Below are 22,480 nucleotides of genomic sequence, written 5' to 3' on the forward strand. Positions count from 1 at the left end.
GGTCAGTACTGATACCCGGGCGCCGAGACCGGCAACGCCTGCTCCGCCTCATCCATCTCCGCTGGACAACCCTCAAACAGCACCGTCGGAAGCCCCGTCCTCCGCCGGCGGCACCGCCCGCCGGTACAAATGCCAGGTGGTGTGCCCCAGAACCGGCAGCGTGACGATCAGGCCCAGAAACGCCGGCACCATCGACAGCAGCATGGCGGCAGAGATGATCGCCGCCCAGCCCAGCATGACCAGCGGATTCTCCGCAACCGCGCGGATCGACGTCAGCATGGCCGTCACGAAATTGGTGTCCCGGTCCAGCAGCATCGGCATGGCAACAACGGTCACTGTGAACAGAACCGCCGACAGAAACGCGCCCGCACAGGTGCCAATCGCAAGAAAGGCCCAGCCCTGCGGCGTGAAAAAGACCGTGTGCAGGAACCCCTCGAAATCCGAGAAGGACGCGTTTTGCAGGATGATCGCCAGCCAAAGCCGGACCTGATACATCCACACCCAGAAAATGAACAGGGTGACAAAGGCCATCCAGCCCATTTCACGGTTGCGCTGGCGGACCATGACGCTGAGGATATCTGACCAGTCAAAACTGTCCCCCGCCTGCATCCGCCGCGACATTTCATAAAGCCCGGCAGCGGCAAAAGGCGCCACCAGCGGAAAGCCCACAGCGGCGGGAATGATCATCCAGATCTTGCCCAGCCAGACCAGGCACCAGACAAACAGGATGCCGAAAACCGCATAGAACAGGCCAAAGAAGCCGCTCATGACCGGGCGCGCCAGAAAATCGGCAAACCCGGCCTTCAGCGACGCGCTGATATCGTCCGCAGTCAGCCTATTGACCTCAAGCACGCTCTGCGGCCGCGGTTTCAATTTTTCCGGTGAAGGGGAACCGTCGGTATTGGATGTCATGGCACACTCCTTCCAAAGCATGGCCCTGTGCCGGCCCCCGTGCAGACGGGCCAGGCAATGAAACAGACATCCCTCCTGTAAACAGAAGTGTGCATCAGCCGCGGCACCAGGGCAAGGGCGCATACCGCAGCACGCATGCACAGCGGCAGAGGCCCCCTGCAGTCCCCCAAAGCCCCGGACCAAAAAAAGGGAGCGCGCCCGCCCCCTTTTTTCATCTTTCCCAAAATACTCATCTGCGCAGCCGCCGCCAGCACCCCGCCCGCGGCGGCGCCGCACCAGCCGCAGCGCGCGGCTTAGTACTGGTAGCCGGGCGTCGAGGCCGACAGCGCCAGCTCCGCCTCATCCATATCCGCCGGGATATCTTCGAACAGCGGTGTCGACAGGTAGCGCTCGCCGGTATCCGGCAGCACTGCCAGCAGCACCGATCCCTCCGGCGCGGTTTCGGCCACTTTCATCGCCGCCGCCAGGCTGCCGCCGCTGGAAATCCCCGCCAGGATGCCCTCCTCCGCCGCCAGCCGCCGGGACCACTTGATGCTCTCGTCGCCGCTCACCGGTTCCAGTGCATCGAAATAGCCCTTATCCAGCGCCTCCTGCAGCACCAGCGGGATGAAATCCGGGGTCCAGCCCTGGATCGGGTGCGGGTTGAAGGCCGGGTGGGTCGCCGCCGGCTCGCCTTCCTCGTTGCGCGCCTGCGCCGCGCCGGACTGCACCAGCGCCGCATTGGACGGCTCGCTGAGGGTGATCTTCAGATCCGGCCGCGCGCCTTTCAGCACCCGGCCCAGGCCCGAAACCGTGCCGCCGGTGCCATAGCCCAGCACCACGTGATCCAGCCGTTCGCCTTCGAAATCGCCCAGGATTTCCCGCGCGGTGGTGCTTTCGTGGATGTCGGCGTTGTCCTTGGTCTCGAACTGATGCGCCAGGAACCAGCCGTTGGCCTCCGCCAGTTCCTTGGCCTTCACCACCATGCCAACCGCCTTGTCCTCCTTGCGGGTCAGCACTACCTTGGCTCCCAGCATCCGCATCAGCCGCCGCCGCTCGACCGAGAATCCGTCGTGCATGGTAATCACCAGCGGGTAGCCCTTGGCGGCGCAAACCATCGCCAGCCCGATGCCGGTGTTGCCGCTGGTCGCCTCCACCACGGTCTGGCCCGGCTTCAGCCGGCCTTCACGCTCGGCGGCCTCGATGATGTTCAGCGCCAGCCGGTCCTTCACCGACCCCGCCGGGTTGAACGCCTCGAACTTCACATACATGGTGACATGCGCCGACGCGATGTTGTTCAGCCGGATCACGGGCGTATTGCCCACCGTCTCCAGGATCGAGCCAAACAGGCGCCCGCGGCCTTCGGTTGTGTAAATCATGATCTGTCCCCCATGTTACAAACTGTCTGATATCATTGCATTTGCCCTAACATATGCGCCTTGCCGCGCCGTCAATCAAGCCAGCCTTCGCCCCGCCGGTCAGGCGCAAAAACAGCTGTCAGCCACCCGCTCCCAGTCCCGGAACCCCTGCCGCAGCATCCGCAGGCGGGCCGGACGTTTGGGCTGCAAAGCGCCGCAGGACGGGAGGAAATTCTTTGCCCCCGCACCGCCCGATGTAACACCTGCATGAAGTTTTCATGACAATCCGCCACCCGCAGGCCGCGGTTTACCCTGCGTTTATTTCTGCTTCCATACTGCAACCATAACGATTTCTTGCGGACAAAGAAAATGGCCCTGCCCAAACTCTCCTCCCGCCGCTTCCGCTCGCTCAACCTGCGGATCGCACTGCTTGTCACCCTCTTCTCCCTGCTCACCGCGCTGCCACTGGCCTTCCTGGCCGGGCAGCGACTGCAGTCCCAGGCGCTCGATGCGCTGCGGGTGTTGGAACAGGAACTCACAACCATGGCGGCCAAGGAGATTGAGCAGCCGATGAAACTCGGCTTCTCCGGCACCGTCGAAAAGCGCATCCAGCACGTGATCGAACGGGCCGGTGCCAGCTTTGCCTATGCCAAGGCGGTGAAATCCGACGGTGTGGTGATGGCAGAGGCCGGCAGCCTGCCGCAGGACCGCATCGCGGCGCTGGACGAAACCGCGCTGCAGGTCCTGGAAACGGCTGAGCCCTGGCAGTCGCCTGACGGCTACACGCTGGTCACGCCGGTGCTGTCGAAAAAGGGCAAGCTGCGCGGCGCCCTGATCATGTCCTGGGACCCGGCGCCGGCGCTGGCCGCCGTCAATGCGGGCCTCACCCGCGACGCCGCCCTCGGCGCTCTGATCCTTGCCGCCTCGATGATAACCTGCCTCCTGATCCTGAAACGCCTGCTGGGCCGCCCGATGCGGGAACTGGCCGCAGCGCTGGAACGGATCACCGGCGGCGACTACAGCACAGCTTTGCAAGCCGCCGCCCGCCAGGACGAACTGGGCCGCATCGCCCGCCGCATCGCCATGCTGCAGGACACCCTGGCCGAGGGCCGCGCCGCCGCACAGGCCCGCGAGGCGGAGCAGAAAGACCAGGCCAAGGCGGTGGAACAGCTGCGCGCCGGCCTTGGCGCCCTGGCCCGCCGCGACCTGTCCTACCGCATGGAGGACCCGCTGGCCGAAACCTATGAACCGCTGCGCCGCGACTTCAACTCCGCACTCTCCAGCATCGCAGGCCTGCTGGCGCAAGTGCTCGGCACCGCCTCCGCCGTCCTGACCCGCAGCGCGCGGATCGAAACCGGCTCTGCCGGCCTGTCGCGCCGCATCACCACCCAATCGCAGGAACTGGAAACCCTGTCACAGGCGCTCAGCACCCTGACGGACTCACTGTCGCGTGCCGCCGACGGCGTGCGCGAGGTCAGCGGGCTGGCCTCCGGCGCTGTGCAGGAAGCCGGCGCCAGCGGCAGCGTGGTGAAAAACGCCGTCGCCGCGATGACCGGCATCGAGCAGAGCGCGGGCCAGATCGAAACCATCACCGGGGTGATCGACGACATCGCCTTCCAGACCAACCTGCTGGCGCTGAATGCCGGGGTTGAGGCCGCGCGCGCCGGTGAGGCCGGCAAGGGCTTTGCCGTGGTCGCCAGCGAGGTCCGCGCCCTGGCGCAGCGCAGCTCGCATGCCGCGACAGAAATCAAGGAGCTGATCAGCAGCGCCACAAGCCACATCCAGAAAGGCGTTTCGGAGGTGAACAACACCGGCGAGGTGCTGACCCGGATCATTGCCCGCATGGACGAGATTTCCACCCGCGTCAGCACGTCCGCCCAGGGCTTCACCCGCGACTCGCAGGAACTGGAAGGGCTGTCGCGCAACCTCAGCGCATTGGGCGCAACCACTCAGGAAAACACCGGCATCGTGGCGGAAACCGTCCAGTCCGTCGGCGAATTGCGCGGCGGCGCGGATCAGCTCAGCTCCCTGGCCGCTGCCTTTCAGCTGCCCGGCAGCGAGCAAGAGGAACAGCGCCAAGCACCATCACAAGCTGCCTGAGATATCGGACAAGAATCAAAAAAGGGGCGGAACCCGCCCCTTTCATCTTTCCATAAATACTTAAAGCGCACAGGCCTGCGTCCCAGGGCCTCAGCTGGTGCCGTTCGGGAACCGCTGATCCATGCTGACCGACGGCTGGTCGCAGCCCGCCTCGCCGACGATGCGCGCCGGAATGCCCGCCACTGTCTTGCATGGCGGCACCTCTGCCAGCACCACCGACCCGGCCGCAATCCGGCTGCAATGGCCGACCTTGATATTGCCCAGCACCTTGGCGCCGGCGCCGATCAGCACCCCGTCGCCGATCTTCGGATGCCGGTCCTCTTCCTCCTTGCCGGTGCCGCCCAGGGTCACCGAATGCAGCATCGACACGTTGTCGCCCACCACCGCGGTTTCGCCGATCACGATGGAATGGGCGTGGTCGATCATGATTCCCTTGCCGATCACCGCCGCCGGATGGATATCGACGCCGAAGATCTCGGAAATCCGCATCTGGAAGAAATAGGCCAGGTCCCAGTCGCCCTGCTGCCACAGCCAGTGGCCGATCCGGTAGGCCTGCACCGCCTGATACCCTTTGAAGTAGAGGATCGGCTGCAGCAGCCGGTGGCACGCCGGGTCGCGCTCAAACACCGCCATCAGGTCGGCGCGCGAGGCTTCGACAATGCCGGGATCAGACTGATAGGCCGCATCGACGATTTCCCGCAGGATGGTCATCGACATCTCGTTCGAGCACAGCTTGGCCGAAATCCGGTAGGACAGCGCTTTTTCCAGCGATTTGTGGTGCAGGATACAGGCATGGATCAGCCCGCCCATCAGCGGCTGCGAGTCGACAGCCTCCTGTGCTTCCTTCGAAATCCGGTCCCAGACGGGATCCAGAGAGGCGACGGCTTGCTGCGTTTTGAACATGGCGATGCATCCTTTCTCCGCTCAAGATAGCCATCTAAGGTCTTTTTCGGCAAACGCAAACCCGTGATGGGGTATATTTCCAATATGAATGACCCGGATCAGCAGCGCCTGCGGGCGCAGATCACCGCCCGGCTGGCGGAACTGGCGGCAGAAGATGCCTTGGGCGAAGAGGCCCAGGGCGTGGTTGAGCTGGACCAGCAGATGGTCGGCCGCCTGTCGCGCATGGATGCGCTGCAGATGCAGGCGATGGCCAAGGCGCAAGCAGCCCGCCGCCAGCTGGAAACCCAACGCCTGCACGCGGCGCTGGCCCGCGTGGACGACGGGGAATACGGCTATTGCGAGGACTGCGGCGAGGATATTGCCTTCAAGCGTCTGGAATTGGACCCGGCGGCGCTCAAGTGCATCAGTTGCGCGTCAGGTTGAAACCGCTCCCCGCCCGGAACCAAGCTGAAGGCGCCGGGCGAGCGCCTGCCGGTCATTCTCAAGCTCCGCCGCAAGCTCCCGCAGCACCAGCCGGGTGCAGCCAAGGTACTCCAAATCATCCAGAAAAGGTTCTTCCGCCAGCGTGAACCGCCGGGCAGCGGCGCTCAAACTCCCGTCCCCCCAGCGCGGATGCAAGCGGCGCAGCAGGCAGCAATGCACTGCCGCCTCCGCCGCGCCGCCAAAAATCCTGCGGCACAGGGCAAGGCGCTCGCTCTCCGGCACAGCCAGCAGCGCCCGTGCCACTGCAGTGACATCTCCGGGCAGCACCGGGCGGATCATCCCAGCACCAGCCGCGCCGCCGGACCGGCGCCAAACCGGGCCGAGCGTTGCGCCACCTCCAGCACGTCGCCTGACTGCACCCCGTCCAGCGCCTGCACCCCGGCCGGATAACTCCAGAACGGCGCGGCAGAGGTCTCCTCGCGCAGCACAGTCGCCCCGCGCATCACCCGGATGCGGTAGCTCTCGATCTCCTCGCCCAGCGGCACCTCGTCCAGCTCCCAGCTGTCGCCTTCAATCCGGGTCCTGCGTATCCAGCCGGCGCTGAGGTCCTCCCCCAGCGCACCGTTGAGGCGCAGATGCACCGGCGCATAGGGGCGCAGGCCGTTGCCCTCAAACGCCTCCTGCAGATGCACATACGACGGGTCTTCCAGCCCCCGCCGCGCCGGGCCGATGCGGTAATGGCGCAGCCGGCGGCGCTGTTCCGGCGGCAGGCTCATCTGCACTGCGCTGCCATCCAGCAGAACGAAGTATGACCCCGCAGCCCAGACCTGCGGCATCAGCGCGTCGCTGCCCAGCTGGCCGCGCAGCCGCCCGCGCAGCAGGTAGGTCTGCGGCGCGATCAGCTCCGCCTCGCGGAACTGAAACAGCTCCCAGTTGCCCGCAGTGCCATCCCCGATGGCAGCCGCATTGGCGCCGTTCAGCACCGCCTCCACCGTGCGGCTCTCCAGCGTGCCGGAAATCAGCTTCACCTGCAGATCCGCGCCCAGATCCCAGCGCCCGGCCCCTGCGGCAAACAGCGGCGTCTCCGTGACGCCAATCACTTGCCGCGCCGCAACCACCTGTTCCAGCGTGTAATTCTCATCCGCCTCCGAACCATAGACCACGACGCTTCCCGGCCAGGCCGCAGCTGTCAGCGCCAGATGCGGCGCGTGCGGCACCTCATCGCCGCGCATCAGCGGCAAGTCCATGAACAGCGGCAGCACCGGGCCAGGTGCTGCAAAGGCGTTGACCCCCGGCAGTTCCTCCGCCACCGCAGCCAGATCATAGGTGCCGGGTTCGATCCTGACGGCTTCCACCGTCTGCGCCTCCGCCTGCTCCACCCGGTCGATGCGGTAGAGCTGGTCCTTGCCCTCCACCGGCAGGGAGACAACATCCCCGGCCCCCAAATGCAGCAGCGAGGGCGGCAGCATGAACCGCGCGGTGTCGCGGGAAATCCGTGCCTCCGCCAGCCAGCGGGCGACGGTCTGGCGTGCCTCGGCGCGGGTGAGCGCCAGCGGCAGCTCGTTCTGGCTGACGCTATGCGTTGCCTCATCGGGCAGCACCGCCTCCACTGAGCCGGCCGCATGGTCGCCGCCCCATTCGGTGAACCGCAGCCGCACCCGGCCCGCCAACTCGGCGTCGCTGGCGCGGGACAGCTCCAGTGTGCCGTCCATCTCCCCGCTTTCGGCCAGATGCTCGAGGCTCAGCGCCTCAGTCACGCTGCCCTTGCGCATCCGGAACCTCAGCACCCCGTCGCGTTCCACCGCATCAAACCCGTACCGCAGCATCAGCGGCTGCAGCACCGCGCGGGCGTCCGCCACATCGGGGTTCACAAACCCATGCACCACGCCGTAAAGCCCTGTGACATCAATATCATAGAGGCCTGCGTTGTTGCAGATTTCCTCCACCACAGAGGCGAGCGTCCGCTGCCCGGCGCGCCCGTTCAACCAATGGCCGCGCAGGTAGTTCTCACCGTCGTTCCAGATTTCCACGCGGCTCGGAAAGGCCGGAAACGGGCGCGCGTCCCAGGCCCAGACATAGGCGTTGGACATATCCAGCATTGGCTCGCCGTATTCCTCAGAGACCGGATTATTGGTAGCCTCGCCCCAATACCCGAGACATGCTCGCAGGTACTGGACCTGAATCAGATCGTCCCGCAACCCGTTGGAATAACGCGGCAGTTTCGATTCAGAGCTTTTCGGGTCCAGAAACTTATTGGGCTGGTTGGTGCCCTTGTCGATGGCCGCGCAGCCCAGTTCGGTGAACCAGATGGGCTTGGACTGCGGCACCCATTCGGTCGGCGCGGCCTGCCGTACCCCTCCGATACGCTCGTGATGCTCCTGCGTCCACCAGCTGCGGATATCCTTGTAGCGCCACACCCAGGGCTCATCATACGCGCCATCGGTGATCGGCGTGCGGATCTGCGCCTCCCGCGCCTGGGCGGAATGGTAGTACCAGTCAAACCCCTCGCCGCCCTCCACATTGCTGCGCAGGTAATCGAGGTCATAGATCGACGGCACGCCCGCCTGCGCGTCCTGATGGCCGTCGCCCTCGCGCCAGTCGGACAGCGGCATGTAATTGTCGATACCGATAAAGTCGATGTTTTCATCCGCCCACAGCGGGTCGAGGTGAAAGTACCGGTCGCCCTCCGGCGACTGATAGCCCCAGTATTCCGACCAGTCGGCGGCGTAGCCGATCCTGGTGCCCGTCCCCAGCAGGCTGCGCACCTCTGCCGCCAGTGCCCTTAACGCTTGAACCGCCGGAAAGCCGCCCGCGCCGCGAATTTGGGTGAGAGCGCGCATTTCGGAACTGATGCAGAACGCCTCCACCCCGCCCGCCGCCGCGCACAGCGCCGCATTGTGCAGGATGAAACGGCTGAGGCTCCATTCCTGCGGCCCGCTGTACGTGACACTGCCGTCCCCCACAGTGAAATCCGCCGCGGTGACGGTGCCGAAAAACGCCGCCACTTCCGCATCTGCCGCCGCGGTGCCATCAGGGGAACCAGGTTGGCCCGGTGCCACGGACAAGGTGATCCGCCCCCTCCAGGGCAGATGCGGCTGGCCGTCCTCCCCGGTCCAGGGGTCGGGCAATGTGTTGCCCCCAGCCTGATCCATCAGGATGAAGGGATAGAACATCACCCGCAAGCCCCGCGCCTGCATCTCGCGGATGGCCTGCACCACTGAGGCATCGGCCGGCGTGCCGCCATAGAGCGGCGTTCCGTTCTCCCGCAGCACCTGCTCGGCCGAGGCGCGGTTCAACCCGCCGGCCCACCAAGGAATGCTACCCTCTGCGTCTTTATGCTCAACCTTCGGCTTCACCGAACAGCTGCCGCAGCGCAGGTCATTGCCGAACCACGAGACGACCAGCGAAGCCGCGCCGCAGGCCGGCAATTCCTCGTTCAAGGCGTTCAGCGAGGTCTTGAGGTCGCTCATCCCCGAGGGCGTGTGCTGATTGGCAGGTTTCACATCCCCCGGCCCGCCGGAATACATCACCGTACCGGCAGCCAGGGAATACTCCCCCGTGCCCGGCATCAGCGCCACCCCCTGTACCAGCTGGCCCAGGTCCTGCTCATAGGTGCTGCTGGCGGGTTGCTCGGGGCGCAGCACATCGAATGAGAACTGCGGCACCCGGTTGCCGAAACGTGCCAGCTGCACGTTCTCCATGACCACGTAAGCCGTGCCGCGGTAGGCTGGCACCTGGCCTGCGCCCTCGACCGCTTCCATCACCGGGTCCGGCAACTGGTCCGCGGTGCCGCGGTAGACGGTCATGTTCAAATCCTTGGGCGCCACCTCCTCGCCATCGGCCCAGACGCGGGAGATGCTGGCGATCTCGCCCTCGCAGAGCGCCACCGCCAGCGACACCGAGTAGCTGTAGCTGGTCACCTGCGGCTGCGGCGGCCGCGGGCTGCCCTTGCCGCCGCCGCCGCCAGCGGTGACGGTGACGGTCTCCAGGAACCGCGAGGACCAGATCACCTGCCCGCCCAGCCGCATCCGGCCATAGACCTGCGCCACCGGCGCGCCCTCGCTGGCCTGGGTCAGGCGGAAGCGGTCCACCTTGCCGGTCTCTACCGGATCGGCACCGCTGCCCAACAGCCGTTCGTCGATCAGCCGCCCCAGGGTGGCGCCAACCGCCCGGCCGATCACGGCTGAGGACAGCCCTGCGACGGAGCCGCCGATTGCGCCGCCAACCGCCGCGCCGGCTGCAGAAAGAAGAATGGTTGCCATCTGATCAGCTCCTTTGCCGGGACATGCCGGGGAAGTGAAACCGCGCCACGATGCGTCGCTGCCAGGGCGGGCTCAGCGGGCTTTCGATAACCCCATGGCCGGCGTATGCGTGGATGAAAGCGGGTTCCGGATTACGAGCGTTCCGCCCTGCGGCACGCCGGGCTGCGCCTGCCTGCCCCCCGGCAGGCGCATTCGCGCCCGCCCAGGCAGACGCAGCCCTCATTTCCAGTTCGGATTGCACCCCCAGATGCTTGGCCACCGATCCGTCCCGCATCCGGAACAGGATCACATCTCCCGGTGCAGCATCCTGCAACGGCTTCGCCGCCAGATGCCGCGCAGCGGCTTGCCACAGCGCCTCGGCGCCCTGAGGTTCGGACCAGTCCATCGTATAGGCGGGCGGCAGCTCCGGCTCGGTGCCCAACAGCTCGCGCCACAACCCGCGGATCAGCCCCAGGCAATCGCAGCCCGCGCCCTTGCAGGACGCCTGATGCACATAGGGCGTGCCAATCCAGCCGCGCGCGGCCTCTACCACCCGGTTCATCGCCTGCTGCCCCCGGTGTTCATGCCGGACTGGCGCGGCACCGCCATGATCCAGTCCTCACCCGGGATGTCGGGGAAGCCCTGGAAATTCAGAAGGTTGTTGAACTTCAGCCGGCAGGTCTCCATGCGCTTGTCGCAGCCGGCCTCCAGCCGCACCGTGTCACCTGCGAACACGGGCGCGCGGATGGGTTCCCACAGGGTGATCCGGCGCCCCGCCGCCGTGGACTGGTCGGACTTAACCGCTGCCCACAGGCCCTGTGCCGCTCCGCTCAGGACCGTCAGCCGGCCATCCGCAAACCAGCCCGGCTCAAACCCCGGCAAGGCATCCCAACGAAAATCCTCGCTGCGCTCCACTGTTTCCACCGCCGTTTCAACGGCATAGCCCGGCGTGTTGATATCAAACCCGCAGGCCGCATCCCCCAGCACCGCGGTACAAGGCGTCTGATAGATCCGCCCCTGCGGCTGGTTCAGCTGCTCAGTCAGCCCGCGCAGCTCTGCCTCAAATGCACCGCCGGCGCGGCGGATTTCTCCAATCGAGCCGCGGAACTGCAGCCAGCGCATACTGACATCCTGCCAGTTGACCAGCCAGCAGCGCACCTCCGCGCCATGAAACCGGCCCGCCTCGATGTCCTCCTCGCGCACCGCAGCGTCGCTCAGAACCCCCAAGGCCTCGGTGTTGTCGACCGACAGGCCGGTGGCTTGGCTCACCGCCCGCGCGGTCAGCCCGTTGCCGGGCTGGAAGGTGATGCCATCAAAGGACAGCACGCAGTCATGATCGGTAAATCCCAGCACCGTGCCGTCGCGCCGCGCCAGCGCCCAGGCGCGGCACACCGTGGTGATGCCGGATTGAAGATGGTCGTGCAAGGCACTGGAAAGGCTTGTCATACCCGCACCTCCACCACTGGAACCGCAGGCGCCTCGCCGGCCTGGAACGAGGCTACGCTGGTCTGAATGCTGGCGGTGTCAAACCGCACCGGCACGTCGAACTCAAAGCCCGCATTGATGCTGAGGCCGACCTCCGGCGGATGCGCCAGGGTGATGAGGCCGGTGGCCGTATCCAGTTCGTAATCGACGCCTTCGCGCAGCTCGTCCTGCTCGATCCCGACCCGCACGGTGCCTGCTACCGGCTTGGCAATCGGGCGCTGATAGGTGAATTCACCCGACCGGTAGGTCTTGGCGAGCTGAAACGTCACGCTGCTGCCGTCGCCGGTGGCAATCACCTGATCGTCAAAGGCGACCTCCGCACTGGGCCTGCCGGATTTGTAGTCGCTCCAATCCTTCCAGCGGAACCCGTAAAGCTGGCCCTGGCGGGCCTCGAAAAAGGCGATCAGCACCTCGATATCCTCCAGCGCGCGCAGGCCAAGGCCCGCGTCATAGCGGCGGCGGGAATGCGCCCAGGGGGTGTTGCGCTCCTCAAACCCGTTGGCGAGCGTCACCACATCGGTGCGCCGCTCCGGGCCGCCGACGGAGCCGAAACTGAGCGATGCGGGAAAGCGGACTTCGTGAAAATTCATCGCGTTACCCTCCATCCTTAACGGTTGCGCCCACCGCGTGACAGCGCGCGCGACAGCTTCGCGGCGATCTGGCTGCGGCTGCGTTCAAAGCCTTTGACGTCGGGGGTGGAGACATTCATCACCACATTCACTGCGCCGCCGCCCCGGCTGCGCACTCCCAGCGAGCCGTCGGCACCGCGGGTCAGCGGCAGGATCGCCTCCGGCCCGGCTTCCCCCATCAGCCCGGTCGCGCCGCGCATCGGAAATGTTGTGGGGCTGGTGACAATGCCGCCCTTGGCAAAAGGCATCACCTTCCCCTGGCTGAAGGCGGCGCCATTGGCGAAGGGCAAGATGTTGCCGATCAGGCCTCCGATGCCGTCGGAAATCAGACCGCCCACATGGTTTGTGACCGGCTTCATCGCCGCGTTATAGGTGGTGCGGATCATTGAGCGCGCCAATGTGTCCATCGCCTCCGAAAGGCTGGCGCCGTCAAACACCAGATCGTCAAATGCGCGGCGCAAGCCCTTGGAAAGGCTTCGGTCCAGGACCTGGGCATCGCGGCCGGTCTCGGAAAAACCTTCCTTGACCCGCCCCAGCACTTCTGCAAAGGCAGCCGCCATTCCAGAGGCACCGTCCAGCGCTTCTCCCAAAGCCTCACCCTGCAGTTCCAATTCTGCCATTGAAGTTGAGTCAGTCATCTGTTGTCTCCTTGATTTTCGGGCCGGGGGCATCCGGGAAGGCCGCCATCAAGGCCGTCAGCCGGTCGCGGCCCAGCGGCTGCGGGGCAGCAGCCTCGCCCAGCATCAGCCGCAACTCAGCGGGCGTCAGCTGCCAGAAATCGCGCGGCAGCAGTTTCAGCCCCGCCATCCCGGCACGCATCAGCGCAGGCCAGTCGAGCGCACTCATGGGCTGTCCGGCACGGCAAAGCTGCGCACCAAGAGTTCCGCCGCCACCCGTGCCGCCTGCATCGGGCCGCCGGTGACGGTGGCGGCGGCGAGGTCTTCGCGGCTGAGATCATGACCGCCGCCCTGCAGACCGGCCGCCAAAAGCGCCAGCACATCGCGGGCGGAAAACCGGCCCTGTTCGAACCGCTGAACCAGGTCAACCAGCGTGCCTTCTTCCAGCGCGGCCTCAAGATCCGCCAGCGCGCCAAGGGTCAGCTTCAGCGCGTAAGGGGTTCCATTTACAAGCAATTCCGCTTCGCCTGCGTGCGGGTTCACCATCGTCACACCGCCGCAAAGCTGAGCTGGCCGGCGCTGGCGAGCGACAATTCATAGGTCGCCTCGCCATTGTGGCTGCCGGCATATTCCAGCGCCGTCACCTGGAACGGCCCCTGCACGATGCCGAAGTCGGGGATGATCACCTGGAACTCCGGCGTGAGCCCGTCAAAGAACAGCTGGCGGGCGCGTTCGTCCGTCGCCTCATCCCTAAAGATGCCGGAGCCGGAAATGCTGGCGGAGCGCACGCCGGCACCGGCCAGCAGCTCGCGCCAGCCGCCCTGGCTCTCGAGGCTGGTCACATCGACGCTTTCGGCATTGAAGCTGATCCGCGTGGCGCGCAGGCCTGCGATGGTCTCAAACAAGCCTGCGCCGTTCATGTCCACTTTGACCAAGAGGTCCTTGCCGTTTTGAACTATCATGGGGTTTCTCCATGTATTTCAATTGGTTTCGTTGGGTTCCTGCGGTTCACACGTCATCCACCCGCGCCTTGAAGCGCAGGGTGATCTGGCGTCCGCCGGTGCTCAGCCGCTCGGCCTTGGCCCGGTCAAACCAGAGGCCGGTCAGCTGCCCGCGCGGCAATGGCACCGCGGCGCCGACCAGCGCGTCGCAGACGGCGGCGGCGGCGGATTTGGCGGTGGCAAAGCCAGCCATGTCGGTGGTGACGGTGACAAAGAAGCGGTGTTCGGCCCCGCCTGCGGTCTTGTCGGAGCGGTCCAGCACCTCTTCGCTTCCAAGCGCCACATAGGTCTGCGGCAAGGGGCCTGCGGGAATGGCGTCATAGATGGCACTGCCGACCAGTGAGGTGAGGCCCGCGTCGCCGGTCAGATGGGTGTAGATGGCGGATTGCAGCCCGCCTGCGATGGCATAGGTCATGTGCTCACCTCCGAAACCGCGAAACAGGTGAGGTAGCGGGCGTCCGGCCCATTTTCCGCAACCGCATCAATGCGGTAGAGGCGGTTTTCATCGCGGAAGCGCTGATCCGGGCGCGGCCTGGATGCAAAGCCTTCCGGCGCGGATCGCAGAGTGATCCGGTATTTATGCAAAGACACGCTGTCACCTGCCAGACGCCCGCTGAGCGGCTTCACCTCGGCCCAATGGGTGCCAAGCGCCACCCAGGTCTCAGCATAGCCGCCGGCGCCGTCGGGGGTGCGCTGGGGGTCTTCCAGCACCAGCTTGCGGGATAGTTTCGGGGGGCGTTTCATGCGAGGCCTCCCAATGTCAGCCGCAGGGTGCGGTAGCGTTCAATGAGGCTGGTGACGCCAAAGGGCATGCAGCCGCCATGGAGGCCGGTGTCGGCCCGGTATTCGTAGTAATGCGCCGCCAGGAGCATCACCGCCTGGCCGAGGTCAGCAGGCAAGCCGCCCCAGTCCGCGGCCATGCCGGCCTGCAGGGTGATGCGTGCCAGCCCGCCGGTTGGGATCGCGGGCAGCAGGCTGCCGGCCGGGATCAGACAGGGGCGCTGGCTGTCGCGTTCCAGATGGTAGGACGCGGGGTCGAGAGTTGTCTCAGCCCCTGCGGCATCGCGGGTCATCACCTCTGTCACGGCCTGCACCGGGGCGATTGGCAGCACCATCCGGGTGCGGTCGCGCCAGTGGCGGAGTTCCAGCTCAAAATCGCGGATTATCAGTGCCTTGCCGGTCCTTGCTTCGATAGCGGCCAGGGCGGCGCGCAGGAAGCCAAACAGCACCTCGTCCTGCAGGCTGTCCTCTCCAAAGCCGGTGCCCAGGCGGAGGTGTGCCTTAAACTGGGCCAGCGGCAGGGCGGCCTCGGGCACGGGGGTCACTTCGCTCAGCATCATCATCTCACTCCTGCGGGCCTCCCCCGGTTTCGGCCCGGGTCTGCTGTCCGTTCAAAGGTTCGGCCGGCACGCACCGTTCCCTGCCGCTCGGACGGAGGGGGAGCAGCTAGACGGCAGGGAAATATGGGGTGCGTGCCAGCCGGCGGACCGGGCTGCCGGTCCGCCATCAGCGCTGAGCGGTCAGCTCAGGCCGAATTTCATCAGCTTGATCGCGGCAAAGTCGCTGACGTCGCCGCCGACGCGCTTGGTCGCGTAGAACAGCACATGCGGCTTGGCGCTGAAGGGGTCGCGCATCACCCGCAGGTCCGGGCGTTCGGCAATGGTGTAGCCGGCGCGGAAGTCGCCGAAGGCGATGGGGAAGCTGTTGGCGGCCGGGTCCGGCATGTCCTCGGCGATCAGCACCGGGTAGCCCATCAGGCGCGCAGGCTCGCCCGCGGCTAGGCCGTCGGACCACAGGAAGCGGCCATCGGCGTCTTTCAATTTCCGCAGCATTCCCACGGTCTTGGAGTTAAGAATGAAAGTGGCATTGGCGCGGTATTCCGCCCCAAGCGCATAGACCAGGTCGATGATCGCGTCGCCGTTGCCGATCTCGCCATCGACGCCGGTGGCCTTGTAGCCGATGTTGCCCCAGGCCCAGCTGTCGTTTTCCTCGACGTTGTAGTTGAGGAAGCCGGTGGGCTTGTCGTTGCCGTCGCCGTTGATGAAGGAGTCAGCCTCGGAGCGGGAAAACTTGTCCGCGATGCGGCCTGCCAGCCAGCCCTCGATATCAAAGGCGCTGTCATCCAGCAGCCGCTGCGACGCCTTGGGCAAAGCGCTGAGCTCATGCAGCGGGATCGAGATGCGGTCGATGCTGCCGGTGGAGGTTTCCGCCGCGGGGCCTGTTTCATTGGCCCAGCCGGCGCCCATTTCGCTGTGGTCGATCAGCACGTCATAGCTTGAGGCCTCCACATGCACCACGGAGGCCACGGCGCGGATCGAGGCGGAGGCGTTCAGCACCGCCTTGACGGTGTCCGCGGTCTGCGGATCGACCAGATAGCCGCCGTCGCTGCCCACCGCGGTGGACATGGATTTGCCCTCCAGCTCGAGGCCGCGCAGGCCGTCGTCGTCGCCGCTGCGCAGGTAGGCGTTGAACGCCTTTTGATGCGGGGCGCCCGCGTCCTGGCTGGCTGCCAGATGGGGGCGGTTCTGAGAAATTGTCTTACGGTCCAGCATGGTCACTCGCTCTTCTGCCTGTTTTAGCCTTGATTGCACGTCGTCCTGAAACCCCTTGAATTCATGAAGAAAGCCAGAGATGGCCTGTTTCACTTCATGCGCCAGGGGCGCTGCGTCCCCGGTTCGGGCCGGGAGGTCTTGATTGCTCATGATGGGTGTCCTGTTTTGAGGTCGCGGGTGATCTGGCGCAGGCCGTCGGCCAAGGCGCGCAGCGCTTGCGCTTCCGCATCGGCGGAGGACTTTGCCGCTACCCGCGCCGCGGGCAGCATTGGGAAGGTGACCAGCGACACCTCCCACAGCTCCACCTGGGTGAGGTGGCGGGTGCCGTCGGGGGCGCGGGTGGCCTTTTGGGTGCGGTAGCCGATCGACAGGCCGTCGATTGCGCCTGCCTCGATCAAGGCGGCCGCTTCGGCGCCTTTGGGTGTGGCGGTGAGGATGCGGCCCTTGACGTACAGTCCGCGCTTGTCCTCGCGCACCTCGTCCCAGACGCCGATGGGCTGGGCCGGGTCGTGCTGCCAAAGCATCTTAACGCTGCGGCCCTGGTCCTTGAGCGCCTTGAGCGAGGCCGCATAGGCGCCGCGCATCACCACGTCGCCGCCTTGGTCGGTCTGGCCGAACAGGCTGGCGTAGCCCTTGATCTCGGTTGCGTCCTTCAGCGAGAGATCTTCGCCGAAGCGTGCGAATTTATGTTCCAGCTGGGGTGTTCCCTGCATGATATGTGCCTCGCAAGTCGTTGGAGTTACGGCAATTGCACCGTCAGGAAGGATTGGAAGGCCTGCGCCAGGATCACCGCGGCGACGCCGTAGACGGTGAGCCAGAGGCGTTTTTCCAGCCGCTCCATCATCTGCTCGATCCGGTCGAGGCGGCGGTTCACGGCGTCGTGCTGGATCTGGGCGACCCGCTCATGGGCGGACAGGCGCAATCCCGGTGAACAATCAAATGTGTGCATCGGGTGCTCAGTCATCCTGTCCGCCCTCCGTCTGCTCTGTGGGCAGGGTTTCTGTGGGCAACCCCAGCAGACGCCGCTTTTCCTCATTGCTGAGGAAATCCGCGGAGGTGATGCGCCGCCACTGCGCCTCGCGCTCTGCTGCGAGCGCAGGCAGCTGGTCGAGGTCGGGCTTCAGCGTCAGCGCTTCGCCGGTCCAGGCGGTGAGCCAGCCGGACAGCGCGGCGGTGACCTTGGACACCAGCGGCAGCACGGTCAGCCGGTAGAAGGCGCGGTTGGCCTCCTGATAGTTGGCATAGGTCGCATCGCCCGGGATGCCGATCAGCATCGGCGGCACCCCGAAGGCCAGCGCAATCTCGCGGGCGGCGGTGTCCTTGGTTTGCTGGAATTCCATGTCGGAGGGGGAGAAGCCCATCGGTTTCCAGTCCAATCCGCCCTCCAGCACCATCGGGCGGCCGGCGTTACTGGCCCCCTGGAAGTTTGATTGAATCTGGTCACTTAGATTGCGGAATTGATCGTCGGACATCTGGCCCTGGCCGTCGGATCCGGTCCAGACCAGCGCGCCGGAGGGGCGGGCCGCGTTATCGAGCAGTGCCTTGGACCAGCGGGAGGCGGCGTTATGGACGTCAATCGCCATTGCCGCCGATTGCAGGGCCGACAGGCCGTAATGATCGTCCTGCGGGTGGAAGCTCTTGATATGGCAGACCGGGGAATTGCCCGGTTCGTTGGCAAAGCGGTGCTTGCGCCCGCCCACCACATAGTCAAAGCCTGCGGGCCAGCCATCGGGCCCCGGCACCACATTCATCCGATCGGAGCGCAGCACATGCAGCTCTGCAGGCGTTGCGTCCTCAGCCGTGACCATCTCGATATAGGCGTTGCCGGACAGGAGCAGGTGGCCGTAGAGCGCCTCCAGCATCTCCGCCTGGGTCTGGGCCGGGTTGGGACGCGCCAGCAGCGCCAGCCAGGGGTGGGTGTCGTAGCGCTGGCGGCTGTCCTGCAGCACCAGCGGCACGGCGGCGGCGGCCTCGGCGATCAGGCGGATCACCCGGTGGGTCACCGGGTTGCCGGCAAAGCCGCTGCGGGTCAGGGAGACGGTGTCGCGCGGGCTCCAGGCGATGCGGCCGGCGCCGTGCCAGGAAACCACGCGGGCGGTCTGGCTGGCCTTCTGTTCCAGGCCCGGATTGTTGGGGCCCGGTTTCCGGGGGTCCGGCGTTTTGCGCCGCAGCAGGTCAAAGACCATGGTCCGCTCCTCAGCTTGTTCCTATGCGGCGCCTTGAGCCTTGGGGCTGGTGCGCCTTTGCTGAGGATCATTAGGGCCAGAAAGGCCTGAAGATTTGGCAAGCGGTGCGTACGCTGGGTGCGCAACACCTTGGGTTACAGCATTGTATTCAAAGAAAATGGCGGCGTTGCGCGCCGCCTTTCCCATTGGCATTTCTTGTCTCTTCTCCGCCTGGCCGAAGGCCGGGCAGCGCCCGTCCGCCCCCCCGGGCGGGCGCTACGCGTCCACCCGCGGACGGACGCTGCCCTTAGCGTTTTACAGCACCCTGACCTGCGGTCTCCTGAGGTTTGCGGCGGGCTGGATGATCAGCTCATGCAAGGCCCAGACCAGCGCATCCACCCTGTCGGGCGAGCCGCTGCCGCGGTAGCCTTGCGGGGTCATCTGGCACATCTGGTCCTCCAGCTCTCCCAGTCCGGGCAGATGAAACACCCGGCCTTGCTCATAAAGCGCCGCGACGGGCTCGGCGCGGGCGGATTTGCCCTTGCGTGCGTGAAGCGCCCGGAAGGGCACCAGCGGGTCGGCCTGGCGCAGCACGCTTTCGACCAAAGCGCCGCCCTGATTGACCTCTGCCACCACCCGTTCGGCGCCAAAGCGGTCGCGGGCGGCGATCACCGCCTGCGCCCAGGCCAGCGGCCCCACGCCCTGCACGGTGCAATCCGCCAGCACATAAGCCTGCCAGTCATGCGGCGGGCCGTGTGTGACGGCGCCGGCCACAACGATGCCGCAGGCGTCGGAGTCCTTGCCTGCGCTGACCGCCGGGTCGACCGCCACCACGATCCGGTCCAAGGGCGGCGGCTCTGCCATCTGGGCATCGACCAGTGCCTGGGTGGTCCAGAGCGCGCCCTGAATGTCCGAGAGCATCACCCCGTCCAGCTCTTGCCGGCCCAGCCGGGTGCCTGCATAGCGCGCGCGGACCTCTGTCAGGAAGGAAGCCGCAAGGTTGGCGCGGTTGGCTTCGGTCGGGGCATGGGTGGTGACGGTGCTGGGCGAGGCCAGCAGCCGCTTCAGGACCGGCACGTTGCGCGGGGTGGTGGTGACGCAGACGCGGGGGTCCTGCCCCAGCCGCAGCGCGAACTGCAGCATGTCCCAGCTGTCGTCGCCCTTCTTCCACTTGGCCAGCTCATCCGCCCAGGCGGCGTCGAACTGCGGGCCGCGGAGCGCCTCGGGGTCGTGGGCGGAGAACGCCTGCGCCTCGGCGCCGTTGGGCCAGATCAGCTTGCGCTCCGACGCCTTCCACCTGGGGCGGCGGTCGGGCGGCGAGCAGGCCAGGATGCCGCTGTCGCCGTGGATCATCACGTCGCGCACCTGGTCATAGGTCTCTGCAACCAGCGCGATGCGCCGGGCGGTGCCGGGATCGTGAGGCCACGCCCCCTCGGCCAGCGAGCGGACCCATTCGGCCCCTGCCCGCGTCTTGCCGGCGCCACGGCCGCCCAGGATCACCCAGGCGCGCCAATCGCCGTCCGGCGGGCGCTGGTGGTCCAGCGCCCAGATGTGGAACAGATGCGGCAGCGCGCACAGGGTTTTGCGGTCCAGCTCATCCAAGAACAAGCTCAGGAGCGAGGGCGGCACGCAGGCGAGAAAGTCCGAGCTCGACAGCTGCGCGCGCCGCGACGAGATCGAGTTCGTGCTCTGATTTGAGCAGGCGGGCGACGTCGGTGCTTTGTTCTGCAAGGGTCTTCTCCACTTTCTGGCAGTCCCGGATCAGGTCCTCGAGCTTGCGGACCTGGGATTTGGCGCCGGTCATTTCATCGGCGCCGGTCGTTTCGAGCTGCTCCCGGAGCTCCTCTGCTTCTTTGCGCAGGCGGTGGATGCTGTCCTGCAGGGACAGCAGGAGATCAGCGGTGTAATGCACCCGCCGTTTCAGAATGGCGGCGCCGTCCTGGTCCGGTGTCTGGCCCGGTGCCGGGCCTGGTGATTGGTCTGTCATGATGTACTCTGCCTCATGCGTTATTGTCCGCACGAGAGAAAGACAGGACGGCCGCCGGCGGAGGGGTCCGGGGCCGTCCATGTTTCTTCCAGCTGCACCACAACCTATACGCGATTTTGGCGTAAAAGTCAAGGGTTACGGGGAGGGGTGCGTACGGTGGGTGCGCAACGGGTGTAAAAACGGAGGCTTCCGGATTCAGAGTTGCCCGACTTCATTGCGGAGCATGGCTGAGATCAGCCTTCCGGCACTCCGGCCTTTCGCAAGCCTTCGGCCCAGCGGTCTATGGCGGCCTGATCACTCCGGTTGCGGGACGCTCTGCGAATATAGTCGGTGACGGTAAAGTCGGGACTTAATTCCAATAGCCTGCTGACCGCGGCTTGGGCGTCGCGGTGCGGTCCGGTCTCACCCAAGGCCCTCACCAGGCTTTCCACACACCGGACGTCCTGCGGGCTTCGCTCCAGGCAAACCTCCGCAGACCGTTTGGCTGCCGGGAAATCCCCAAGGGCAAAATAAGCCTGGGACAGGTGCGCGCCAATGAAAACGGGGCTGAGGTAAGGGTCGAGCGAGCGGGCTAGCTCAATCGTTTCGACAACGCCATTGTAGTCCCCTGCTCCGATCAGAACACTTGCGACCTCAGAGAGCACGTCCGGATCATTGGGCGCCAGGTTCTGAGCGATTTGCGCCTGTTCGCTTGCGCGCTGATAGTCCTTGCGCATCCGAAGAGCCATGCCATAGACAGCGTGCGCGTAGGCGTCATCGGGTGCAATGGCAACGGCCTGCGAAGCCGCCTTGATCACGCGTTCAGCGGTTTCCGGCGCGGCATACTCGGTGCTGATGCGGCTGGTAAAGAAGAAATTTTCGACACGCGCAAGCACAGTGTAGGCTTTGGCGTAAGACGGGTCGATGGTGATCGCCCGCCGCAACAGGGTCCTTGCTTCGCGTACATCATCCGGGGTGTTGTTGCGGAACAGCAGAGAGGCTCTGGCGGTCAGATCATAGGCTGCAAGCGTCTCCGGCTTGGCCGCCAAGACCCGTTCACCCTCGTGTCGGCGCAGGTGCGACGCCACGGAGCCGACAATCCTGTCAGTCAGCTTGTCCTGAACAATGAAGATGTCTTCGAGCGGCCGGTCGAAGCTCTCAGCCCAGACGTGGGTTCCGCTGGATGTTTCAATCAGCTGGGCATTCACCCGGACCACGCCGTTGAACTGCCGCGCGCTGCCTTCCAGCATGTAGCGGACACCCAGCTCACGGCCGATCTGGCGTGCGTCGATGGCTTTGCCCTTGAAGGTGAAGGCTGTATTGCGGGCGACGACCAGCAGACCCGGAGTCCGCGCCAGAGCGGTTGTGATGTCTTCGGTGAAAGCATCGCTGAAATAGTCCTGAGCAGGATCGCCGCTCAGGTTGTTGAAGGGAAGGACTATGAGTACCGGACGGCGGGGGTCTACTATTGCAGACGACCCTTTGAAGACATCTTCGATGAACAAAAATGCCAGCAGGAGGAGGCTTGCCAGAAGGACGCCGGCAAATACGGCAAAAAACCTGGTTCCGGGTATGCGGGCAGCCGGCCGTTTTTCGCTTTCACTGAGAATTCTGAACGCGCGGACCGGATGGGCGATGTTCTTCAGGTCCAAATGCCCCAGGTCTTCCAGTGAGAGGAGCAGCTGGCCGCGCACATGGTCGTAGGCGCTGCGGCTCAGCACTATGCCCCCTGGCGGGGCAAGCGCTTCGAGCCGAGCGGCGACGTTGACCCCATCACCCAGAAGATCCGCGCCGTCCTGAATGACGTCGCCGACATTGATGCCGATGCGGTACTGGATCTTCCGGTCGTCAGCGACGCCGCGGTTTCGCTTTGCCAGTCCTTTTTGAACTTCCAGCGCGCATCGGACCGCCTGCACAGGTGACGGAAATTCAATCAGAAGAGAATCTCCCGCCGTGTTCGCCACCCGTCCGCCGTAAGCGGAAAGGAGCGGATCCACGACCTCTTGCCGGTGCCCTTTCTGGGCAGCAATCGTGGCCTCCTCGTCAATTCCCACCAAACGCGAGAACCCGGCAATATCAGCGGCAACTACTGTCGTGAGACGGCGGTCCATTCCCGTACCCCCCCGCCCGAGTATAGACGATGCGGAAT

Annotated in this window: 24 protein-coding genes; 2 read left to right on the plus strand and 22 right to left on the minus strand. The window is 65.6% G+C overall.

Going from position 1 to position 22,480, the window contains the following annotated elements:
• Window positions 1–72: 72 nt before the first annotated feature.
• Entirely contained in the window at window positions 73–912 is an 840-nt protein-coding gene (locus A9D60_RS19335) for a DUF2189 domain-containing protein (RefSeq protein ID WP_065269108.1), read from the minus strand.
• A 293-nt stretch (window positions 913–1,205) separates the two neighbouring features.
• Window positions 1,206–2,270 (minus strand): cysteine synthase A, encoded by a 1,065-nt coding sequence (gene cysK / locus A9D60_RS19340; RefSeq protein ID WP_065269109.1) that lies wholly within the window; start codon window positions 2,268–2,270, stop codon window positions 1,206–1,208.
• 348 nt (window positions 2,271–2,618) lie between these two features.
• Here cysK and A9D60_RS19345 point away from each other — a divergent pair, with 348 nt between their 5' ends.
• A complete protein-coding gene (locus A9D60_RS19345) occupies window positions 2,619–4,349 on the plus strand; it encodes a methyl-accepting chemotaxis protein (protein ID WP_065269110.1) in 1,731 nt (576 codons plus the stop codon).
• A gap of 90 nt (window positions 4,350–4,439) precedes the next feature.
• Here A9D60_RS19345 and cysE read toward each other — a convergent pair whose 3' ends face one another.
• Window positions 4,440–5,252, minus strand: a complete 813-nt coding sequence (gene cysE, locus A9D60_RS19350; RefSeq protein WP_065269111.1) for a serine O-acetyltransferase — start codon at window positions 5,250–5,252, stop codon at window positions 4,440–4,442.
• Between the two features lie 66 nt (window positions 5,253–5,318).
• Here cysE and A9D60_RS19355 point away from each other — a divergent pair, with 66 nt between their 5' ends.
• A complete protein-coding gene (locus tag A9D60_RS19355; RefSeq protein ID WP_254656738.1) occupies window positions 5,319–5,675 on the plus strand; it encodes a TraR/DksA family transcriptional regulator in 357 nt (118 codons plus the stop codon).
• Here A9D60_RS19355 and A9D60_RS19360 read toward each other — a convergent pair.
• From A9D60_RS19360 to A9D60_RS19450, 19 genes are all read right to left on the minus strand, one after another.
• Window positions 5,667–6,014 (minus strand): DUF7742 family protein, encoded by a 348-nt coding sequence (locus A9D60_RS19360; protein WP_065269112.1) that lies wholly within the window; start codon window positions 6,012–6,014, stop codon window positions 5,667–5,669. The genes A9D60_RS19355 and A9D60_RS19360 overlap by 9 nt on opposite strands.
• Window positions 6,011–9,937, minus strand: a complete 3,927-nt coding sequence (locus A9D60_RS19365; protein WP_065269113.1) for a baseplate multidomain protein megatron — start codon at window positions 9,935–9,937, stop codon at window positions 6,011–6,013. The genes A9D60_RS19360 and A9D60_RS19365 overlap by 4 nt, the downstream gene beginning before the upstream one ends.
• 4 nt (window positions 9,938–9,941) lie before the next feature.
• The gene (locus tag A9D60_RS19370; protein WP_065269114.1) at window positions 9,942–10,478 is read right to left on the minus strand and encodes an NlpC/P60 family protein; all 537 of its coding nucleotides are present in this window, start codon (window positions 10,476–10,478) and stop codon (window positions 9,942–9,944) included.
• The gene (locus A9D60_RS19375) at window positions 10,475–11,362 is read right to left on the minus strand and encodes a DUF2163 domain-containing protein (RefSeq protein WP_065269115.1); all 888 of its coding nucleotides are present in this window, start codon (window positions 11,360–11,362) and stop codon (window positions 10,475–10,477) included. The genes A9D60_RS19370 and A9D60_RS19375 overlap by 4 nt, the downstream gene beginning before the upstream one ends.
• Entirely contained in the window at window positions 11,359–11,991 is a 633-nt protein-coding gene (locus A9D60_RS19380; RefSeq protein WP_065269129.1) for a DUF2460 domain-containing protein, read from the minus strand. Before A9D60_RS19380 ends, A9D60_RS19375 begins: the two co-directional genes overlap by 4 nt.
• A 17-nt stretch (window positions 11,992–12,008) precedes the next feature.
• Complete coding sequence (locus A9D60_RS19385; protein WP_065269116.1) at window positions 12,009–12,668, minus strand: phage tail tape measure protein; 660 nt, start codon at window positions 12,666–12,668, stop codon at window positions 12,009–12,011.
• Window positions 12,661–12,876 carry a rcc01693 family protein gene (locus tag A9D60_RS19390; protein WP_065269117.1) on the minus strand — a complete coding sequence of 72 codons (216 nt, stop codon included), beginning with the start codon at window positions 12,874–12,876 and terminating at the stop codon, window positions 12,661–12,663. The genes A9D60_RS19385 and A9D60_RS19390 overlap by 8 nt, the downstream gene beginning before the upstream one ends.
• Window positions 12,873–13,193, minus strand: a complete 321-nt coding sequence (locus A9D60_RS19395) for a gene transfer agent family protein (RefSeq protein ID WP_065269118.1) — start codon at window positions 13,191–13,193, stop codon at window positions 12,873–12,875. Before A9D60_RS19395 ends, A9D60_RS19390 begins: the two co-directional genes overlap by 4 nt.
• Before the next feature lie 2 nt (window positions 13,194–13,195).
• Window positions 13,196–13,609 carry a phage major tail protein, TP901-1 family gene (locus A9D60_RS19400; RefSeq protein ID WP_065269119.1) on the minus strand — a complete coding sequence of 138 codons (414 nt, stop codon included), beginning with the start codon at window positions 13,607–13,609 and terminating at the stop codon, window positions 13,196–13,198.
• Window positions 13,610–13,655: 46 nt separating this feature from the next.
• Window positions 13,656–14,063, minus strand: coding sequence for a DUF3168 domain-containing protein (locus tag A9D60_RS19405; RefSeq protein ID WP_065269120.1), 408 nt, complete (start codon window positions 14,061–14,063; stop codon window positions 13,656–13,658).
• A complete protein-coding gene (locus A9D60_RS19410) occupies window positions 14,060–14,392 on the minus strand; it encodes a head-tail adaptor protein (protein ID WP_065269121.1) in 333 nt (110 codons plus the stop codon). Before A9D60_RS19410 ends, A9D60_RS19405 begins: the two co-directional genes overlap by 4 nt.
• The gene (locus tag A9D60_RS19415; RefSeq protein WP_065269130.1) at window positions 14,389–14,988 is read right to left on the minus strand and encodes a head-tail connector protein; all 600 of its coding nucleotides are present in this window, start codon (window positions 14,986–14,988) and stop codon (window positions 14,389–14,391) included. The genes A9D60_RS19410 and A9D60_RS19415 overlap by 4 nt, the downstream gene beginning before the upstream one ends.
• A gap of 180 nt (window positions 14,989–15,168) precedes the next feature.
• Entirely contained in the window at window positions 15,169–16,350 is a 1,182-nt protein-coding gene (locus A9D60_RS19420; RefSeq protein ID WP_065269122.1) for a phage major capsid protein, read from the minus strand.
• Window positions 16,347–16,913, minus strand: a complete 567-nt coding sequence (locus A9D60_RS19425; protein ID WP_065269123.1) for an HK97 family phage prohead protease — start codon at window positions 16,911–16,913, stop codon at window positions 16,347–16,349. Before A9D60_RS19425 ends, A9D60_RS19420 begins: the two co-directional genes overlap by 4 nt.
• A gap of 26 nt (window positions 16,914–16,939) precedes the next feature.
• Window positions 16,940–17,164: a GTA head formation protein, RCAP_rcc01685 family gene (locus A9D60_RS19430; protein WP_065269124.1), complete on the minus strand. Its 225-nt coding sequence runs from the start codon at window positions 17,162–17,164 to the stop codon at window positions 16,940–16,942.
• Window positions 17,157–18,386, minus strand: a complete 1,230-nt coding sequence (locus tag A9D60_RS19435; RefSeq protein WP_065269125.1) for a phage portal protein — start codon at window positions 18,384–18,386, stop codon at window positions 17,157–17,159. Before A9D60_RS19435 ends, A9D60_RS19430 begins: the two co-directional genes overlap by 8 nt.
• 294 nt (window positions 18,387–18,680) lie before the next feature.
• Window positions 18,681–19,967, minus strand: coding sequence for a DNA-packaging protein (locus A9D60_RS19440; RefSeq protein ID WP_065269126.1), 1,287 nt, complete (start codon window positions 19,965–19,967; stop codon window positions 18,681–18,683).
• Window positions 19,960–20,352 (minus strand): recombinase, encoded by a 393-nt coding sequence (locus A9D60_RS19445; RefSeq protein ID WP_254656739.1) that lies wholly within the window; start codon window positions 20,350–20,352, stop codon window positions 19,960–19,962. Before A9D60_RS19445 ends, A9D60_RS19440 begins: the two co-directional genes overlap by 8 nt.
• Before the next feature lie 233 nt (window positions 20,353–20,585).
• Window positions 20,586–22,442 carry an adenylate/guanylate cyclase domain-containing protein gene (locus tag A9D60_RS19450; RefSeq protein ID WP_065269127.1) on the minus strand — a complete coding sequence of 619 codons (1,857 nt, stop codon included), beginning with the start codon at window positions 22,440–22,442 and terminating at the stop codon, window positions 20,586–20,588.
• Window positions 22,443–22,480 lie beyond the last annotated feature (38 nt).

It is taken from the genome of Leisingera sp. JC1 (assembly GCF_001679925.1).
Taxonomy (GTDB): domain Bacteria; phylum Pseudomonadota; class Alphaproteobacteria; order Rhodobacterales; family Rhodobacteraceae; genus Leisingera.

Excerpts from the sequence above, each read along its gene's own strand:
- A9D60_RS19405 (WP_065269120.1), bottom strand. The coding sequence starts at position 14,063 with ATGACCTATGCCATCGCAGGCGGGCTGCAATCCGCCATCTACACCCAT.
- A9D60_RS19335 (WP_065269108.1), bottom strand. The coding sequence starts at position 912 with ATGACATCCAATACCGACGGTTCCCCTTCACCGGAAAAATTGAAACCG.
- A9D60_RS19390 (WP_065269117.1), bottom strand. The coding sequence starts at position 12,876 with ATGAGTGCGCTCGACTGGCCTGCGCTGATGCGTGCCGGGATGGCGGGG.
- A9D60_RS19365 (WP_065269113.1), bottom strand. The coding sequence starts at position 9,937 with ATGGCAACCATTCTTCTTTCTGCAGCCGGCGCGGCGGTTGGCGGCGCA.
- A9D60_RS19430 (WP_065269124.1), bottom strand. The coding sequence starts at position 17,164 with ATGACTGAGCACCCGATGCACACATTTGATTGTTCACCGGGATTGCGC.
- A9D60_RS19345 (WP_065269110.1), top strand. The coding sequence starts at position 2,619 with ATGGCCCTGCCCAAACTCTCCTCCCGCCGCTTCCGCTCGCTCAACCTG.
- cysK (WP_065269109.1), bottom strand. The coding sequence starts at position 2,270 with ATGATTTACACAACCGAAGGCCGCGGGCGCCTGTTTGGCTCGATCCTG.
- A9D60_RS19450 (WP_065269127.1), bottom strand. The coding sequence starts at position 22,442 with ATGGACCGCCGTCTCACGACAGTAGTTGCCGCTGATATTGCCGGGTTC.
- A9D60_RS19420 (WP_065269122.1), bottom strand. The coding sequence starts at position 16,350 with ATGAGCAATCAAGACCTCCCGGCCCGAACCGGGGACGCAGCGCCCCTG.
- A9D60_RS19385 (WP_065269116.1), bottom strand. The coding sequence starts at position 12,668 with ATGACTGACTCAACTTCAATGGCAGAATTGGAACTGCAGGGTGAGGCT.
- A9D60_RS19360 (WP_065269112.1), bottom strand. The coding sequence starts at position 6,014 with ATGATCCGCCCGGTGCTGCCCGGAGATGTCACTGCAGTGGCACGGGCG.
- A9D60_RS19395 (WP_065269118.1), bottom strand. The coding sequence starts at position 13,193 with ATGGTGAACCCGCACGCAGGCGAAGCGGAATTGCTTGTAAATGGAACC.
- A9D60_RS19435 (WP_065269125.1), bottom strand. The coding sequence starts at position 18,386 with ATGGTCTTTGACCTGCTGCGGCGCAAAACGCCGGACCCCCGGAAACCG.
- A9D60_RS19370 (WP_065269114.1), bottom strand. The coding sequence starts at position 10,478 with ATGAACCGGGTGGTAGAGGCCGCGCGCGGCTGGATTGGCACGCCCTAT.
- A9D60_RS19400 (WP_065269119.1), bottom strand. The coding sequence starts at position 13,609 with ATGATAGTTCAAAACGGCAAGGACCTCTTGGTCAAAGTGGACATGAAC.
- A9D60_RS19380 (WP_065269129.1), bottom strand. The coding sequence starts at position 11,991 with ATGAATTTTCACGAAGTCCGCTTTCCCGCATCGCTCAGTTTCGGCTCC.
- A9D60_RS19410 (WP_065269121.1), bottom strand. The coding sequence starts at position 14,392 with ATGAAACGCCCCCCGAAACTATCCCGCAAGCTGGTGCTGGAAGACCCC.
- A9D60_RS19355 (WP_254656738.1), top strand. The coding sequence starts at position 5,319 with ATGGGGTATATTTCCAATATGAATGACCCGGATCAGCAGCGCCTGCGG.
- A9D60_RS19425 (WP_065269123.1), bottom strand. The coding sequence starts at position 16,913 with ATGCAGGGAACACCCCAGCTGGAACATAAATTCGCACGCTTCGGCGAA.
- A9D60_RS19445 (WP_254656739.1), bottom strand. The coding sequence starts at position 20,352 with ATGACAGACCAATCACCAGGCCCGGCACCGGGCCAGACACCGGACCAG.
- cysE (WP_065269111.1), bottom strand. The coding sequence starts at position 5,252 with ATGTTCAAAACGCAGCAAGCCGTCGCCTCTCTGGATCCCGTCTGGGAC.
- A9D60_RS19415 (WP_065269130.1), bottom strand. The coding sequence starts at position 14,988 with ATGATGCTGAGCGAAGTGACCCCCGTGCCCGAGGCCGCCCTGCCGCTG.
- A9D60_RS19375 (WP_065269115.1), bottom strand. The coding sequence starts at position 11,362 with ATGACAAGCCTTTCCAGTGCCTTGCACGACCATCTTCAATCCGGCATC.